We start from the raw sequence: 16,859 nt of genomic DNA, 5'->3' as shown, positions 1-16,859 counted from the left end.
TTATGAAGAAGAAACTTGTATCAATCATGCTGGTTGCTGCAATGGCTCTTAGCGTAGCTGCATGTGGTTCATCAAAAGGAAACTCTGCAAAGACGGACGGAACCGAAGCAATGGCTTCCAGTGTAAGTAAAACACCGGACAACCAGATAAGCATTAACCTTGCTTCCGAGCCACAATCCATCGATCCGGCACTGAACTCTGCCGTAGATGGTGGATGTATGATCGTGAATTCTTTCGCGGGTCTTTATACCTACGACAAGGACGGCAAGCTGATTCCACAGCTGGCATCTGATATGCCGGAAGTATCCGATGATGAAACTGTTTATACGGTAAAGATGATAAAATCCCAGTGGAGCAACGGGGAAGAGGTAACAGCAAACGACTTCGTATACAGCTGGAACCGTGCTGCGGATGAAAAAACAGCAGCTGATTATGCGTATCTGTTTGATATTATTGCAAGAAATGATGACGGCTCACTTGCTGTAGAGGCAACTGATGATTATACGTTAAAAATTACACTGACCAATCCATGCCCGTATTTCAATGACCTGATGGCATTTCCTACTTATTTCCCGGTATACCAGAAGGATGTGGAAAAAGCGGATCCTGATGGAAAGAATCCGGGTAAGTGGTGTCAGGAGGCTGGCTTTGTATCAAACGGTGCTTATACATTAAAATCATGGAAGCACAACGAGAGCATGGTTTATGTAAAGAACCCGAAGTATTACGATGCAGACAATGTAACTATGGATGAGATCCACATCATGCTGAGTGCAGATGATACTGCAACCTATGCAGCATACAATAGTGGAGACCTTGACTTTGTAGATACCGTTCCAAACGATGAGATTTCAACATTAAATGGAAAGAACTCTGATTTCCATATCATTCCAAACCTTGGAACTTATTATGTTGGTTTTAACGTAAACGACCCGATTTTTGACGGAAAGACCGTAGAGCAGGCAGCATCTATGCGTAAAGCAATGAACCTGCTGATTGATCGTGAGTTTATCGTGGAGAATGTAGGACAGACCGGACAGATTGCCGCAGATTCTTTCGTACCGGCAGGTATGTCAGACGGTAACGGCGGAGTATTCAAGACCGATGATACAAGCTACTATGATGCAGACAAGACAGGTGCAGACCAGGTAGAGGAAGCAAAGAAGCTGCTGGAAAGTGCCGGTTATACATTTACGGATAACGGAGATGGTTCATACAAGTGTGATCCGGCAATTTCCATGACGTTCCTGACCAACGATGACAGTACGCATATTGCAGTTGGGGAGTCCCTGCAGCAGGATTTCGCACTGCTGGGGATCAATATGGAGATTAAGTCGGAAGACTGGAATGTATTTATTGAAGACCGTAAGTCCGGCAACTTTACCATCGCCCGCGAGGGATGGCTGGCAGATTACAACGACCCGATCAATATGTTAGAACTCTTTACAACGGATTCTGGTAACAACGATATGCAGCTTGGAAAGGGAGACAAGCCTTCCGATTCTGCACCGGACTGGACAGATTATAATAAGCTGATCAAAGAGATCCGTACAACTGCTGATTTCTCCAAACGTGTGGATCTGATGCATCAGGCAGAGGATATGCTGATGGATACCGGTGCAGTAATGCCGATTTACTACTACAATGATATTTATATGTTAAAGTCAAATATCAAGGGCATTTACTCTACCATCTATGGTATGAAGTACTTTATGTATGCAACAAAAGACAAATAAAATCATCCGGATACAACCGCGATGAGAAACATGAAAACTCCGGGAAAGGCTCCCGGAGTTTTTGTGTTTTGTTAATACAGATTTTTTTTCTCATGTGACCATTTTTCCGGATGATCCTCATACTGTGCGTTAATCCAGTCAACGACCTGCTGCTTGCCTTCGTTTGTAAAGGGCGCAGTAAAATCCGTTTTGAGGGAATCATCCGTCAGGGAAAAGATAAGAGGACCGGGCCAGACCCATGCATGAAAAAAGGCGTCCCCTTCCTCGGGGGCTTCCCGTCTGATCAGAAAACGCATGCCGTTGATCCAGCCGGTATAGCTCGTTTTTTTGTAATAATTTAAGTTTAATACTTCGTCAGATGTTAACATAGTATCTCCCAGTTTCATTATTTTGTAATAATTGTAACACATTTCCATTAATTTTGGTATAATGTCTGTTAGAGTGTTTGAACGAAGGTGAAAAAATATGTTTGGGAGAAATGATTTTGTTGAAAATGTAAAATCTGCACTGGCAGCAGTGGATTGTGATATGGGGGCATTTCGCAGCTGGCAGAAAATGTATGACAAGCTGAAAAAGAAAAAAAGTGAGCAGGAGGATCGCTACCGGCGATGCAGAGAGCAGACAAAGCGTGTGCAGGAAGATGCACAGCTGATGGAACATATGCTTACCACTGCGCAATCGGTAGACGGAAAGGAATTCGGCAGACTTTTAAAAGATCTTCGTCAGATGCAGAACAGTTTTGATCATGAATTTCTGGTCAGCAAAGAAGATCAGGAGTTTCATTCCACGTACGATACGATTCTGCGGCTGGGAACGAAAGCGTTGAATGCCCCGGATCAGAAACTTCTGTTGCAGAGTGAAATTGAAAATCTGCTCGCGCTTCTTAAGGAAAATCTGGAAAAAGAGGAACCGGAGATTGCGGCACTTACATTTTATTATCAGTTTGGATCGGATCAGGAACTCGCGCAGCTGCCGCCGGCAGAGAAGCTGTCGAAGATTACATATTTATATGAATGTGAGTTCCGGCGACCGATTCTGCAGCTTTTGGAATCAGGTATTTCCGGTGCCGGAGAGCAGAAACATATATATGAAACTGCAACAGACCGTGGCAGCAGAAAAAAATATGAAACGCTGCAGATCTTTTTTGGTGCACATCCGGAACATATTTTAGAACAGATGATGGAAGAATAAAGAAACAGGAGGATTCCTATGGAACGCAGACCATTGCCGGGAGAAAAATACCGGCACTTTAAAAATAAACTATATCAGGTGATTACCATTGCAAAACATTCCGAAACGGGAGAGGAACTGGTGATTTATCAGGCGTTATATGGAAGTTTTGGCGTGTATGCAAGACCGCTTTCCATGTTTGTGAGTGAAGTGGATCATGTCAGGTATCCGGATGTACATCAGAAATACCGGTTTGAGCGTGTGGATGAGTCGATGGAAGAAACCGGGAAAAACGCAGAACCAAAGGCAGAGACGGCGCAGCCTGTTATGCAGAAAGCAACAGCGGAAAATGCCGTGACGCCGGACCAGACACAACCGGAGGTGGAACCGAAACTCATGGAGTTTCTGGAGTCAGACAGTTTTGATGAAAAATATAATATTCTGACGTCCATGAGGGATGTTATTACAGACAGTATGATCGATACGATGGCGGTTGTGATGGATACCGTGATTCCGGAGGGAGATTTGGATAAGAGATATGACGATTTAAGGTATGTGATCCGGACCAGACAACAGTATGAATTTGCCAACCGGCTGCGCTGATTAGCGCAGTCCGTGCTGACTTAAATAACTGTTATGGTATTTTCCGGAATTGGTCACGTCTTCTCCGAACCAGTCCGGTGCGGTGAAGCGATCGGCTTCTTCTATGGAGTCAAATTCCACTTCTACGAGAGAAAGCGGAGCGAGATCTTTTTCAAAGATATCCAGTTCTGCAGTCAGATGATCGTTTAATGGAATCAGATAGCGGGTTTTTGCTATCAGAAGTCCGTCGATTTTTAAAAGCAGGTGTTCGTAGGCTTCTTTGGTGAGCGGTAGATTGTATTCTTCCCGCACCATAAGGCCTTCCCCTTTATAGGTGAGATAATAATCATCGTTGGAGCGGCGGATACGTACCACCGGTGCCGTACACAGGTATCCCTGTGCGATTTTTTTACTTTGATATTGTTCTAAGTGCTCAGGTAATGTTTTTACCAGATATTTTCGTTCGATTTCCATTTTATAGAATTCCTCATTTAAAATAAGTTAATAGTTTTTGTACAGCGATACTTTGTGGTTTTCCACTGTCTTCTACGAGTGTGATCTGACGTTCCGGGATTTCTTCTTCTAACAGAATCTCATACACTTCCCCGCGTTCTACAGCGGGTCTGGCAATTCCTTCCGGGCAGAAACCGATGCCGAGATTACTGCGCACCATAGGAAGAATCTGGTCTGTCGTGGCAACTTCCATATCCGGAGAAAAACGCATATGGTTTTCATAGAAAAAGCGGATATACAGATCACTTGTTCCAGTGCCGGAAATCAGAGAAACAAAGGAATAATCTTCGAGTTCTTTCAGAGAACGCTTCCGGCTGGCGATTGCTTTGTAAGCACTGCCTCCGATGAGGATATCATGATAGCTGCGCAGTGCGGTTTTACGCAAAGGTTTTCGGATTTCCAAAGGAGAGGTGACCATGGAGATATCAACCAGACCTTTTTCTAAGGCATCAATGGCCTGCGGGGTGGAATGATTGGAAATTTTCAGACGGACATGTGGATAATCTTTATGAAATTCCTGCAGTTTGTCTAAAAGGTACAGACGCATGGCGGTTTCACTGATGCCGATATTGATCTGCCCGCTTTCAAGGCTCTTGTTTTTGATAATTTCTTTTTCTCCATAGGTGAGCTGTTCAATTGCAATGGCAACGTGACGGAACAGGTGCTCGCCCTCGGTTGTCAGCTGAATCCCTTTGTGGGAACGGATCAGCAGTTTGCAGTCAAGCTCATTTTCCAGAATATTCATACAGCGGGTGATGTTGGGCTGGTTACTTCCGAGCATTTCTGCCGCGTTGGAAAAGCTTTTATAACGGGCAACATAATAGAAAATGCGGTAATAATCTAAAGTCATGATATTCCCTCCTCATAAACTATCGAAAGTATAATACAAAAATGGCAGGTGAGTCAAATGGAAATCCTCCGATTGTGTGCTTGTCGTTTTTGTAAGAAATTGCTACAATAGATCATAGCAATTACCGAAAAGGAGAATGATAAATATGAGCAGACTTGGAATTTTTATTGCAGACGGATGTGAAGAAGTAGAAGCACTGACGGTTGTGGATATTGTGCGCCGTGCAAAACTTGAAATTGACATGATTTCCATCAACGGAACAAAGCAGGTGACCAGTTCCCGCAATGTGACATTTATGACAGACACGACAAAAGAGGAGGCTGACTTTTCCGCGTATGACGGGATCATTCTGCCGGGCGGTATGCCGGGAACGGTTCATCTGGGAGAAGATGATACGGTCAGTCAGGTGATCCGTGAGTTTGCAAAAGAAGGAAAACTTGTTGCGGCAATCTGCGCAGCACCGAGTGTGCTGGGACAGGCCGGAATTTTAAATGGGAAGAAAGCTGCGTGTCATCCGGGATTTGAAGAAAAACTGACCGGAGCAGAAGTATTCTTTTCCCCGGTAGTATGTGATGGAAATGTGATTACAAGCCGCGGCATGGGAACTGCCGTACCGTTTGGTCTTGCAGTTGCCCGTTATTTTACCGATGATGCAACCATAGAACATGTAAAAGCCGGACTTGTATACGCATAAACAGGTTCCAGAAATTGTCAGCTTTTTGTTCTCATAATTCCTCTGGTTCTGGTCACACTATACTCAGGCACATGAGAACAGCAAGTTGACCCAAAAAGCCGACCTGCCTTCTTGTGTGCAGGCCGGCTTTTTTTATGCAGGCATATAAAATACAGGAGGTGAAGAACTATGGCAGGTAACAACAATTCATCAAGCGGTACAAACCGTATGGCAGTACCGGAGGCAAAGGACGCAATGAAGCGTTTTAAGGAAGAGGTTGCAAGCGAGCTTGGAGTACCTTTAAAAGATGGATACAATGGGGATCTGACTTCCAAACAGGCAGGTTCTATTGGTGGAGAAATGGTCAAGAAGATGATCATGAAGCAGGAAGAACAGATGAAATAAGGACTTTCTGCCGGAAAACAAAACAGCGTATGGCTTTTTACAGGCCATACGCTGTTTTTATTATAGGAAATAAAAAAACACTTGGCAAATATGTATTTCGTATGCTATAATGCTTAAATGACTGTGGTGGTCGTAGTATGCCTGTTTGTACCATCACGGAAAAATAGATCGTACATGGAATTGATATATATAAGGAGGAAACAATTAAGATGAGTGTACAGGTTGAAAATTTAGAGAAGAATATGGCGAAACTTACCATCGAGGTTTCAGCAGAGGATCTGGAGAAAGCACTTGAGTCAGCTTACCAGAAGCAGAAGAAGCAGATCAGTGTTCCGGGATTCCGTAAAGGAAAAGTTCCGAGAGCCATGATCGAGAAGATGTATGGAGTTGACGTATTCTATGAGGATGCAGCAAACGCTCTGATGCAGCAGAATTATGCAGCAGCTGTTGACGAAAGCGGAATTGATATTGTGTCACGTCCGACCGTTGACGTTGTACAGATTGAAAAGGGCAAGCCTTTTATTTTCACAGCTGAAGTTGCTGTAAAGCCTGAAGTTACACTTGGCAAATACATGGGAGTGACCGTTACAAAGATCGATACTTCTGTATCCGATGAAGAAGTAGACGAAGCTCTGGAAAAAGAACGCAATAACAATGCAAGAACCATCAATGTAACAGACAGACCGGTTGCACAGGGAGATACCGCTGTGATCGATTTTGAAGGATTTGTAGACGGTGTTGCATTTGAGGGCGGTAAGGGAGAAAATCATTCATTAGAGATCGGTTCCCACACCTTTATTGATACATTTGAGGATCAGCTGGTTGGAAAGAATGTTGGCGATGAAGTAGATGTAAATGTTACTTTCCCGGAGCAGTATCAGGCTGCTGATCTGGCAGGAAAGCCGGCTACATTCAAGGTTAAGATCAACGAGATCAAAGCAAAGGAACTTCCGGAGCTTGATGATGAGTTCGCAAAGGATGTATCTGAGTTTGATACATTAGCTGAGTACAAGGAAAGCTTAAAGAAAGACTTAGAGAAGAAGAAACAGGATGAAGCAAAGCGTACAAAGGAAGACGAAGCCATCCAGAAGATCATTGACAAGTCAAAGATGGAGATTCCGGAGGCAATGATCGATACACAGTGTGAGACAATGATCGAGGAATTCGCTCAGAGAATCGCACAGAGCGGTCTTTCCATGGATCAGTACTTACAGTTCTCCGGTCTTACCGTAGACGGATTAAAGGAGCAGGTTCGTCCGGAAGCTCTTACCCGTATCCAGAGCAGTCTTGTATTAGAGCAGATTGCAAAAGAGGAAAACATCGAAGTATCTGACGCAGATGTAGATGCAGAGATCGAGAAGATGGCAAAGAATTACGGTATGGAAGCTGATAAGCTCAAAGAGTACATGGGTGAAGGCGAGAAAGAATCCATGAAGAGAGAACTTGCCATCACAAAGGCAGTTGAACTGATCATGGACAACATCAAAGAAAGAGCAAAGGCTAAGACAAAGAAAGAAAAAGAAGCTGAGACAGCAGAGGCTTAATATCGAAAACTACGACAGAGAAGGACTGGTCTGGGAGAATACCAGACTGGTCTTTTGTTCATTGAGGTGCATCGCAGGATGCATGTAATAAATACAGGAGGCGATTTTTCTATGAGTTTAGTACCTTATGTCATTGAACAGACCAGCAGGGGCGAGAGAAATTATGATATTTATTCCCGTCTGTTAAAAGACAGAATTATCTTTTTAGGGGAAGAAGTAAATGAGACAACTGCAAGTCTGGTTGTTGCACAGCTTCTGTTTCTGGAATCCGAAGATCCAAACAAAGATATTCAGTTATATATCAATTCTCCGGGTGGAATGGTTACTGCAGGTATGGCGATTTATGATACCATGCAGTATATCAAATGTGATGTATCAACCATCTGTATCGGGCTTGCAGCCAGCATGGGTGCATTTCTTCTGGCAGGTGGTACAAAGGGAAAACGTTTTGCACTCCCTAATTCAGAAATCATGATTCATCAGCCTTCCGGTGGTGCAAAAGGACAGGCAACAGAGATTCAGATTGCGGCAGAGAATATTTTAAAGACAAAGAAACGTTTGAATGAAATTCTTGCTGCAAACACCGGTAAGCCATATGAGACAATTGCAGCAGATACGGAACGTGACAATTATATGTCCGCGCAGGAAGCTGCAGATTACGGCTTGATCGATGGAGTGATCACGAATAGATAGTTATGTGGAAACCTCCGGTCATTGCCGGAGGTATTTTTCATTTATAGGAGTAAATAAATTATGGCAGGAAAGAATGATGGCAAAATCCGCTGCTCTTTTTGCGGAAAAACACAGGATCAGGTCGGAAGAATGATTTCAGGTCCAAATGGTGCATTTATCTGTGATGAGTGTGTAGATATCTGCGCAGAGATCATTGAGGAAGAGAATCTGGAAGAAAAAGCTCCGGCTTCTGCAAAGGAAGAAATCAATCTGATTAAACCGGAAGAAATGAAAGCGTTTCTGGACGATTATGTAATCGGGCAGGATCAGGCAAAAAAGGTACTTTCGGTTGCGGTATACAATCATTATAAGAGAGTGCTTGCAGATCAGGAAAATGATGTGGAACTTCAGAAAAGCAATATTCTGATGCTGGGACCGACCGGTTCTGGAAAGACGCTTCTGGCGCAGACACTTGCCCGTGTACTTAATGTACCGTTTGCAATTGCAGATGCTACGACACTGACAGAGGCCGGTTATGTGGGAGAGGATGTAGAGAACATTCTTTTGAAGCTGATTCAGGCTGCAGATTATGATGTGGAGCGTGCACAGCACGGCATTATCTATATTGACGAGATCGATAAGATCACAAAGAAATCGGAGAATGTATCCATCACGAGAGACGTATCCGGAGAGGGTGTTCAGCAGGCATTACTTAAGATTCTGGAAGGAACGGTTGCATCGGTTCCGCCACAGGGAGGACGTAAACATCCGCAGCAGGAACTGATTCCGATTGATACGACAAATATTCTGTTTATTTGCGGCGGAGCATTTGATGGTCTGGAGAAAATTGTAGAGGCACGTATGGACGCTTCTGCGATCGGATTTAATGCAGAGGTGAAGTCAAAGTCTGACATCAATGTGGGGGATGCATTTAAGCGTGCACTGCCACAGGATTTTGTGAAGTTTGGACTGATTCCGGAGTTTATCGGACGTGTGCCGATTACCGTATCTTTAGATTCGCTGGATCGCGACGCATTGATCCGTATTTTAAAAGAGCCAAAGAATTCTCTGATCAAACAGTATACCAGACTTCTGGAGCTGGATGGGGTAGGATTGGAATTTGAGGACAGCGCAATCGAAGCAATTGCAGATAAGGCATTAGAGCGCAAAACCGGAGCGCGTGGACTGCGTGCCATCATGGAAGCGGTAATGCTGGATCTGATGTATCGTGTCCCATCGGATGATTCCATCAGCAAGTGTGTGGTAGATAAAAAGATGGTGGAAAACAATCTTGCTTTAGATGGAGAAGAGATTCTTGGAATTGAGCAGGACCCGAAGAAAGAAGTAAAAGAAGAACTTGCTTCATAAAAAGACCGGATGCGTCTGGAAATATAGGAGCAGATACAAGTGGAAGATAAAATATTGACAATTCCGGCGGTGGCACTGCGGGGAATGACGATTTTGCCGGGCATGGTGGCTCATTTTGATATCAGCAGGGACAAATCCCTGCGTGCTGTCGAGGAAGCCATGAAAGGAGACCAGAAGCTTTTTATCGTCACACAAAAAGATACAGAGAAAGAAGATCCTCAGGGAGAAGATCTGTATGAAGTGGGGCTTCTGGCTGTGGTTCGTCAGGTCGTAAAATTACAGAAAAATATTATGCGTGTACTGATCGAAGGAATCGGGCGCGCAGAGACATATGAATATACGCAGACAGACGATTATATGCAAGCGCGTGTGATCGTGTATGATCAGGAAGACGATGAACAGCTTCCGGAGCAGGCAAAGTCTGCAATGCTTTTGAGTGTGCAGGAAACGTTTGCAAAATATGCAAGAGTACATGGCAAAATCGGGCAGGATGTGATGCGCCAGGTTCAGGAAGAGACGGATCTTTTAAAACTTCTTGATTATGTGGGAAACAGCCTTGTAATCAGTTATAAAAAGAAACAGAAACTGTTAGAGGCTGTCACGCTGACAGCACGTTATGAGTCGGTGCTTTCTTCTTTGCTGCAGGAGACAGAGATTCTGGCTTTAAAGCGTGATTTCCAGAAAAAAGTGCAGGAACATGTGGATAAAAACCAGAAAGATTACCTGCTTCGGGAGCAGATGCAGGTAATCCGGGAAGAGCTGGGAGAATCCAATACAGAAACCGATGCACAGGAGTATGAAAAGAAACTGCAGGAACTTCAGGCTTCCGGGGAAGTGAAAGCAAGAATTCATAAGGAGATTGAGCGTTTTCAGGGAATTTCAGGAAATTCATCCGAGAGTACGGTAAGCCGTGGTTATATCGAAACCTTACTGGAACTTCCGTGGGATGCAGTATCGGAGGATAACAAAGACTTAAAGCATGCGCAGAAGATTCTGGATGAGGATCATTACGGTCTCGAAAAGGTAAAGGAACGTATTCTGGAATTTCTTGCAGTCCGTAATCTGACCGGAAAGGGAGAGAGCCCGATTATTTGTCTGGTGGGGCCTCCGGGAACCGGAAAAACCAGCATTGCGCGTTCGATTGCCCGTGCGCTGGATAAAAAATATGTTCGTATTTCACTCGGAGGTGTGCGGGATGAAGCGGAGATCCGCGGACACCGCAGAACCTATGTGGGAGCAATGCCGGGAAGAATCGTCAATGGACTGCGGATGGCGGGAGTCAAAAATCCACTGATGCTGCTGGATGAAATTGACAAGATGAGCAGCGATTATAAGGGAGATACAGCTTCTGCCATGCTGGAAGTGCTTGATTCGGAACAGAATCATAAATTCCGGGATCACTATGTAGAGCTTCCGGTGGATCTGTCCGAGGTACTGTTTATTGCAAGTGCCAATTCCATGCAGGATATTCCGGGACCGCTTCTGGATCGTATGGAAATTATAGAGGTTAGCAGTTATACGGAAAACGAAAAGTTCCATATTGCAAAGGATCATCTGCTGGCGAAACAGTTTGAAAAAAACGGAGTTGCAGATGGCAAACTAAAGATTACGGACAAAGCGCTGCGAATGGTGATTTCTTCTTATACCAGAGAAGCAGGTGTACGTTCTCTCGAACGGCAGATCGGAGAAATCTGCCGCAAAGCAGCCCGCAGAATCTACGAGGGCGATGAGAAAATGATTCGTGTAACCGGCACAAATCTGGAAGATTTTCTCGGAAAACCGAAATATCGTCCGGAGAAGAAAAACAAAAAGAATGAAGTAGGCATTGTGCGCGGTCTGGCATGGACCAGTGTGGGTGGTGTAACTTTAGAGATTGAGGTGAATCTGATGCCGGGCAAGGGCAGTGTGGTGTTGACGGGAAAACTCGGAGACGTCATGAAAGAGTCTGCACAGACCGGAATCAGTTATATTCGGTCCATCAGTGAAGATTACCATATTGATCCGGAATTTTTCCAGAAACATGACATCCATATCCATGTTCCGGAAGGTGCGGTTCCAAAAGACGGACCGTCTGCCGGAATTACCATGGCAACCGCAATTCTTTCTGCGGTCACCGGGAAGCCGGTACGGGCAGATGTTGCCATGACAGGGGAAATTACACTGCGCGGACGTGTACTTCCGATTGGCGGATTAAAAGAGAAATTGCTTGCGGCAAAGAATGCCGGAATGAAGACGGTCTGTATTCCAAAAGAGAATGAACAGGATCTTGCCGAAATTTCGGAAGAGATCGTTGGAGATATGGAGATCATACCGGTAGAACATATGGATCAGGTAATTAAGGCTGCATTTGTATAATGCAGCCCAAATTCTTTTTGCAGGAGAATAAATATGATTATCAAAAATGTGAATTTGGAGACAGTTTGTGGAATTACAAGTGCGATTCCGGACAACCTATTGGATGAAGTGGCTTTTGCCGGAAAATCCAATGTGGGAAAGTCATCGCTGATCAATGCGCTGATGAACCGGAAATCGCTTGCGCGTACTTCTTCCCAGCCGGGAAAAACGCAGACCATAAATTTTTATAATGTCAATGAGGCAATGTATTTGGTGGACTTGCCGGGATACGGATACGCAAATGCAAATATTGAGATTAAGGCGAAATGGGGACAGATGATCGAAAATTATCTGCATACATCCAAACGGCTGAAAGCAGTTTTTCTTCTGATTGATATTCGTCATGAACCGTCGGAAAATGATCAGATGATGTATGAGTGGATGGTTCATCAGGGATTTGCGCCAATCATCATTGCAACAAAATCGGACAAATTAAAAAAGATGCAAATCCTGCAACATGTGCAAATGATAAAGGATATCCTGCAAGTAGAGCCGGGAACGATCGTTATTCCGTTTTCTGCGGAGTCAAAACAGGGCAGGGAAGAAATCTGGCAGATTGTAGAATCCGTTATTGAACTTCCGCAAGCGTACATCGAGGCGGAAAATGCCAAAAGAGAGGCAAAACAAAAGCAGCCGGCACCGCAGGAACCGAAGAAAAAAGAGCGCTGGAAAAAGACAGACCGCCCGGTAGCCAAAAAGACACTTCGAAAAGAACAGAAAAAGAAAGTGAAAAAAAAGTAGAATGAAGAAAAAGTATTTGTATACTGCAATCATGCTTTTTGCCATTCTGGTGGCAGGAATGGGACTGACCGGATGGTACGTCAGCCAGACACAGGAACAGACGGATGGACAGGAACTGACGGTTGTGACTTCCTTTTATCCAATGTATATTGCGGCTGAGAATGTAATCGGGGATGCAGACGGAGTGCGTCTGGAAAATTTAAGTGAGCCGCAGACCGGCTGCCTGCATGATTTCCAGCTGACACCGGAAGATATGAAGTTACTCAGTACGGCGGATGTGTTTATCATCAATGGTGGTGGAATTGAAAGCTTTATGAAGGAAGTTGCAGAGGCTTACCCGAATCTGAAAATTATAGAAGCCTGTGAGAATATTTCTTTGCTCTCCGGGGAGGAGGACGATACACATCATCATGAGGGGGAAACAGAAGAAGAACATGCCCATGGGGATGTCAATGCCCACGCATGGATGAGCGTTTCTGCTTATGAGACACAGGTACAGACGATTGCCGATGGATTATCTGGAGCAGATCCGGAAAGAAGCAGTGCCTATCAGAATGGGGCAGAGGCATATCTGGAAAAACTGGACGGACTGAAAAAACGTCAGGAGAAATTAAAACAGGAAATTTCCGGTCAGTCGGTGATTCTGTTTCATGAAGCATATGCCTATGTCGCTGAGGACTATGGGCTGCAGGTAAACTATCTGCTGGATCTCGATGAGGAACGGCAGGTCAGCGCAGGAGAAGTATCGGATGTGCTTTCTGCTGTCCGCAAGGGGCATGTAAAATACATTCTTGCAGAAGAACTGTATGGAAAGAGTATGGGAGATACGATCCGGAAAGAGTCCGATGCAAAGGTATTATATCTGGACCCGCTGAATCGCGGAACTTACGAAAAAGACAGTTATATTAACGGTATGAAAAAAAACATGGAGATACTTGAGGAGGCATTTTATGCGAAAGATCATTAGTCCGTGTGGATTTCACTGCATCAAGGTGAACCATCTGGGGGTGTGGTTCAGTGAGCAGGAAATCTTAAAAGATGTGAATCTTCATATGCACTGTGGATCGCTGAATGCGATTATCGGAAAAAACGGTGCCGGAAAATCGACATTGATCCGTGCCATGCTGGGGGACATCCCGCATACGGGAGATATTGAGTTTCGGGATACCAAAGACGGACGGATGCAGAATTTAAAAATCGGATATGTCCCGCAATCGATTAACATCGAAAAAAATACACCGGTCAGTGTCTATGACCTGCTGGCAAGCTATGAGTCGAGATATCCGGTGTTTCTGCCGAAAAACCGGAAATTATATGAAAAGATCAAAGCGCATCTGCGCATTTTTGAGGCAGAAGAACTGATCGACAAACAGGTTTGTAATCTGTCCGGAGGACAGTTGCAGAGAGTGCTTCTTGCACTGGCGGTGATGGATGAGCCGAATCTGCTGCTTTTGGATGAGCCGGTATCCGGAATTGACCAGAATGGCATGGAACTTTTTTTTAAAACGATGGATTATCTGAAAAAACATTATGACCTTGCGATTATTCTGATCTCACATGATCTGGATTACGTGGCAAGATATGCGGATCATGTAGTGCTTCTGGACAAGACGGTCCTCAGGCAGGGAACGGTAAAAGAAGTATACGAAAGTTCCGAATTTGAACGGATTTTTTCTGCGGGAAAAGAAGAAACATGGATAAAGGAGGATGAGACAAATGATTGATTGGACCTCCTGGATGGATTATGGTTTTATGAAGATGGCATTGGCCGCAATACTGATCATTACACCACTGTTTGGGCTGATGGGAACCATGATTGTCAATAAAAAAATGGCATATTTTTCGGATGCCCTGGGGCATTCCGCACTGACGGGAATTGCTGTAGGAGTGGTATGCGGAATTCCGGATACGAATATTTCCATGGTGATTTTTGCAGTTGTATTCGCGCTGCTGTTAAACAAAATCGGAAGCAGAAGTACCGTATCAACCGATACGATTATTTCGGTTTTTTCCTCCTGTTCGGTTGCGATTGGTCTGGCAATCCTGTCAAAAGGCGGAAATTTCAGTAAATATTCGAGTCTTTTAGTCGGGGATGTTCTGAGCATTACCAAAAAGGAAATCGGGTATCTTGTTATTATTTTTATCGTTACGATTTTGTTCTGGATCACCTGTTTTAACTGGCTGAATGCCATCTGTATTCACCGGGCACTGGCAAAGAGCAAGCGGATTCCGGTACAACTGATGGATTATGTTTTTGCGGTACTTGTAGCACTGATTGTCATGCTTTCCATCAAGTGGGTAGGTATTCTGATCATCAATGCATTGCTGATCCTTCCGGCGGCATCGAGCAGAAATCTGTCGGTAAATATGCGGGAATACCATGTCTTTTCGATAATTTTTTCCGTTTTCTCGGGCATCATGGGGCTGATTCTGTCTTATTATACAAACGTTGCAACCGGCCCAATGATTGTAATTATCGCATCTGTGATCTATTTTGTGACTTATTTTTTCGGAAGAAAGTGGAAAGAATAACAGGGAGAATAGAATTTGACCGATTGTATTTTTTGTAGTACAATCGGTGTATACAAAATACTGAGGAAATACAAATGGATGAAATAACACTCAAAGCACTTGCAAAAATAAATCTGGGACTGGATGTGGTCCGGCGCAGGGAAGATGGATATCATGAAGTGCGCATGATCATGCAGACCATTCATCTGTACGATCTTTTGGAGATTCAAAAGATCCGGGAGCCGGAGATACAGATTGTTTCCAACCTCTCTTTTTTGCCGGTAAATGAAAATAATCTGGTCTATAAAGCTGCACGGCTGTTACAGGAAGAGTTTGCGCTTACAGATGGAATTTCCGTAAAACTGACAAAGAGAATTCCGGTAGCGGCGGGGATGGCAGGAGGAAGCACGGATGCTGCCGCCATGCTGTATGCGATGAATCAGTTGTATGATCTGGGATTGTCCCGCAGGGAACTGATGAAGAGAGGGGTACAGATCGGGGCAGATGTTCCTTACTGTCTTATGCGTGGAACGGCACTAGCAGAAGGAATCGGGGAAAAACTGACGCAGCTTCCGCCGATGATCAAATGTCCGGTGCTGATTGCAAAACCATCCATTTCTGTATCGACCAAATTTGTATATCAGAACCTGAAGCTGGATGAACAGACGAACCATCCGGATATTGATGCACTGATGAAAGATATCCGGGAGAAAGATTTTGACGGTGTCTGTGCACATATGGGAAATGTACTGGAATCGGTTACGATACCAAACTATCCGGTAATTGCAGAGATCAAACAGCAGATGATGCGTTCGGGTGCCAAAGCTTCCATGATGAGCGGAAGCGGTCCTACCGTATTCGGTCTTTTTGAAGATGGAGAAACGGCAAAGCGTGCGCTGCGGGAAATGAAACGCTCCGGTCTTGCAAAACAGGTATATCTGACCACGATCTACAACAACAGGAGAAAGTAATAATTCACACAAACAGAAATGGAGACGATAACATGACAGATGATCTGACGCTCAATATGGACGCATATCTGCCACTGAGAGATGTTGTATTTAATACGTTAAGAGAGGCAATTTTAAAAGGAGATCTCAAACCGGGAGAGCGGCTTATGGAGTTACAGCTGGCAGCAAAGCTTGGGGTGAGCCGTACACCGATCCGTGAAGCCATCCGTATGCTCGAGCAGGAGGGACTTGCTGTAACCATGCCACGCAAAGGGGCAGAGGTTGCAAAGATGACACTCAAAGATATGGAAGATGTTCTGGAAATCCGGGAGGCGCTGGATGAACTTGCCGTAAAGATTGCATGTGATAAGATTTCGGAGAAAGAGCTGCAAAAACTTTTAGAAGTCAAAGATCAGTTTGAAAACAGTACAAAGACCGGAGATGTGAAAATGATTGCCGAGATGGATGTAAAATTCCACGATGTTATTTTTGAATCAACGGGAAATCCGAAACTCGTGACGTTATTGAACAATCTGCGGGAGCAGATCTACCGATACCGTGTGGAATATATCAAAAATCCGGACAATTATCCGGTATTGATCGCAGAACATAATGCGATTGCGGAGGGCTTGAAAAACAGGGATAAAGAAGCGGCAACGCTTGCCATGCACAAGCATGTAAAAAACCAGGCAGTGGCAGTAAAAAGTGTAATCCAGTGTCAGGATGAAGCAGAAAATGAATAGTTTATGT

The 16,859-nt window shown here is 44.4% G+C and carries 17 protein-coding genes and 1 pseudogene; 15 read left to right on the top strand and 3 right to left on the bottom strand.

Features of this window, described 5'->3' with window-relative positions; translation table 11 throughout:
• Window positions 1-2: 2 nt before the first annotated feature.
• Window positions 3-1,736: a peptide ABC transporter substrate-binding protein gene (locus DXD06_RS13785; RefSeq protein WP_117832563.1), complete on the top strand. Its 1,734-nt coding sequence runs from the start codon at window positions 3-5 to the stop codon at window positions 1,734-1,736.
• Window positions 1,737-1,807: 71 nt separating this feature from the next.
• Here DXD06_RS13785 and DXD06_RS13780 read toward each other — a convergent pair whose 3' ends face one another.
• Window positions 1,808-2,104, bottom strand: a complete 297-nt coding sequence (locus DXD06_RS13780) for a hypothetical protein (RefSeq protein ID WP_055067294.1) — start codon at window positions 2,102-2,104, stop codon at window positions 1,808-1,810.
• A 97-nt stretch (window positions 2,105-2,201) separates the two neighbouring features.
• On the opposite strand from DXD06_RS13780, the gene DXD06_RS13775 reads away from it, so the two are divergent.
• Both DXD06_RS13775 and DXD06_RS13770 read left to right on the top strand, forming a co-directional pair.
• Window positions 2,202-2,927: a hypothetical protein gene (locus tag DXD06_RS13775; protein WP_117832561.1), complete on the top strand. Its 726-nt coding sequence runs from the start codon at window positions 2,202-2,204 to the stop codon at window positions 2,925-2,927.
• A gap of 18 nt (window positions 2,928-2,945) precedes the next feature.
• Entirely contained in the window at window positions 2,946-3,509 is a 564-nt protein-coding gene (locus DXD06_RS13770) for a DUF1653 domain-containing protein (protein WP_055261596.1), read from the top strand.
• On the opposite strand, the gene DXD06_RS13765 is transcribed toward DXD06_RS13770, so the two are convergent.
• Both DXD06_RS13765 and DXD06_RS13760 read right to left on the bottom strand, forming a co-directional pair.
• On the bottom strand, window positions 3,510-3,962 hold the full coding sequence (locus DXD06_RS13765) for a CYTH domain-containing protein (protein ID WP_055067297.1): 453 nt from the start codon (window positions 3,960-3,962) through the stop codon (window positions 3,510-3,512). It abuts the gene before it with no gap.
• A gap of 13 nt (window positions 3,963-3,975) precedes the next feature.
• Window positions 3,976-4,851 carry a LysR family transcriptional regulator gene (locus DXD06_RS13760; RefSeq protein WP_117832559.1) on the bottom strand — a complete coding sequence of 292 codons (876 nt, stop codon included), beginning with the start codon at window positions 4,849-4,851 and terminating at the stop codon, window positions 3,976-3,978.
• Between the two features lie 145 nt (window positions 4,852-4,996).
• Here DXD06_RS13760 and DXD06_RS13755 point away from each other — a divergent pair, with 145 nt between their 5' ends.
• From DXD06_RS13755 to DXD06_RS13700, 12 genes and pseudogenes are all read left to right on the top strand, one after another.
• Window positions 4,997-5,545, top strand: a complete 549-nt coding sequence (locus tag DXD06_RS13755) for a DJ-1 family glyoxalase III (protein WP_117832557.1) — start codon at window positions 4,997-4,999, stop codon at window positions 5,543-5,545.
• A 168-nt stretch (window positions 5,546-5,713) separates the two neighbouring features.
• Window positions 5,714-5,929 carry an alpha/beta-type small acid-soluble spore protein gene (locus DXD06_RS13750; protein ID WP_022046238.1) on the top strand — a complete coding sequence of 72 codons (216 nt, stop codon included), beginning with the start codon at window positions 5,714-5,716 and terminating at the stop codon, window positions 5,927-5,929.
• Window positions 5,930-6,138: 209 nt separating this feature from the next.
• Window positions 6,139-7,473, top strand: a complete 1,335-nt coding sequence (gene tig / locus DXD06_RS13745) for a trigger factor (protein WP_117832555.1) — start codon at window positions 6,139-6,141, stop codon at window positions 7,471-7,473.
• Window positions 7,474-7,584: 111 nt separating this feature from the next.
• Window positions 7,585-8,166 (top strand): ATP-dependent Clp endopeptidase proteolytic subunit ClpP, encoded by a 582-nt coding sequence (gene clpP, locus DXD06_RS13740; RefSeq protein WP_022046240.1) that lies wholly within the window; start codon window positions 7,585-7,587, stop codon window positions 8,164-8,166.
• A 60-nt stretch (window positions 8,167-8,226) separates the two neighbouring features.
• The gene (gene clpX, locus DXD06_RS13735) at window positions 8,227-9,513 is read left to right on the top strand and encodes an ATP-dependent Clp protease ATP-binding subunit ClpX (protein WP_055067300.1); all 1,287 of its coding nucleotides are present in this window, start codon (window positions 8,227-8,229) and stop codon (window positions 9,511-9,513) included.
• Window positions 9,514-9,552: 39 nt separating this feature from the next.
• Window positions 9,553-11,868, top strand: a complete 2,316-nt coding sequence (gene lon / locus DXD06_RS13730; RefSeq protein ID WP_117832553.1) for an endopeptidase La — start codon at window positions 9,553-9,555, stop codon at window positions 11,866-11,868.
• A gap of 33 nt (window positions 11,869-11,901) precedes the next feature.
• A pseudogene (gene yihA, locus DXD06_RS13725) lies at window positions 11,902-12,492 on the top strand (ribosome biogenesis GTP-binding protein YihA/YsxC); the annotation flags it as partial.
• Window positions 12,493-12,649: 157 nt separating this feature from the next.
• Window positions 12,650-13,615 carry a metal ABC transporter substrate-binding protein gene (locus DXD06_RS13720; RefSeq protein ID WP_117832549.1) on the top strand — a complete coding sequence of 322 codons (966 nt, stop codon included), beginning with the start codon at window positions 12,650-12,652 and terminating at the stop codon, window positions 13,613-13,615.
• Entirely contained in the window at window positions 13,599-14,372 is a 774-nt protein-coding gene (locus DXD06_RS13715; protein WP_055067303.1) for a metal ABC transporter ATP-binding protein, read from the top strand. Before DXD06_RS13720 ends, DXD06_RS13715 begins: the two co-directional genes overlap by 17 nt.
• Window positions 14,365-15,180: a metal ABC transporter permease gene (locus DXD06_RS13710; protein WP_243001104.1), complete on the top strand. Its 816-nt coding sequence runs from the start codon at window positions 14,365-14,367 to the stop codon at window positions 15,178-15,180. Before DXD06_RS13715 ends, DXD06_RS13710 begins: the two co-directional genes overlap by 8 nt.
• A gap of 74 nt (window positions 15,181-15,254) precedes the next feature.
• Entirely contained in the window at window positions 15,255-16,130 is an 876-nt protein-coding gene (ispE, locus tag DXD06_RS13705) for a 4-(cytidine 5'-diphospho)-2-C-methyl-D-erythritol kinase (protein ID WP_022046248.1), read from the top strand.
• A gap of 32 nt (window positions 16,131-16,162) precedes the next feature.
• Entirely contained in the window at window positions 16,163-16,852 is a 690-nt protein-coding gene (locus DXD06_RS13700; protein ID WP_022046249.1) for a GntR family transcriptional regulator, read from the top strand.
• The last annotated feature ends 7 nt before the right edge of the window (window positions 16,853-16,859 follow it).

This window comes from Roseburia sp. TF10-5 (assembly GCF_003462365.1).
GTDB lineage: Bacteria > Bacillota > Clostridia > Lachnospirales > Lachnospiraceae > Roseburia > Roseburia faecis.
The sequence above is the reverse complement of the archived record's forward strand: the minus strand, read 5'-3'. Positions and strand labels throughout refer to the sequence as shown.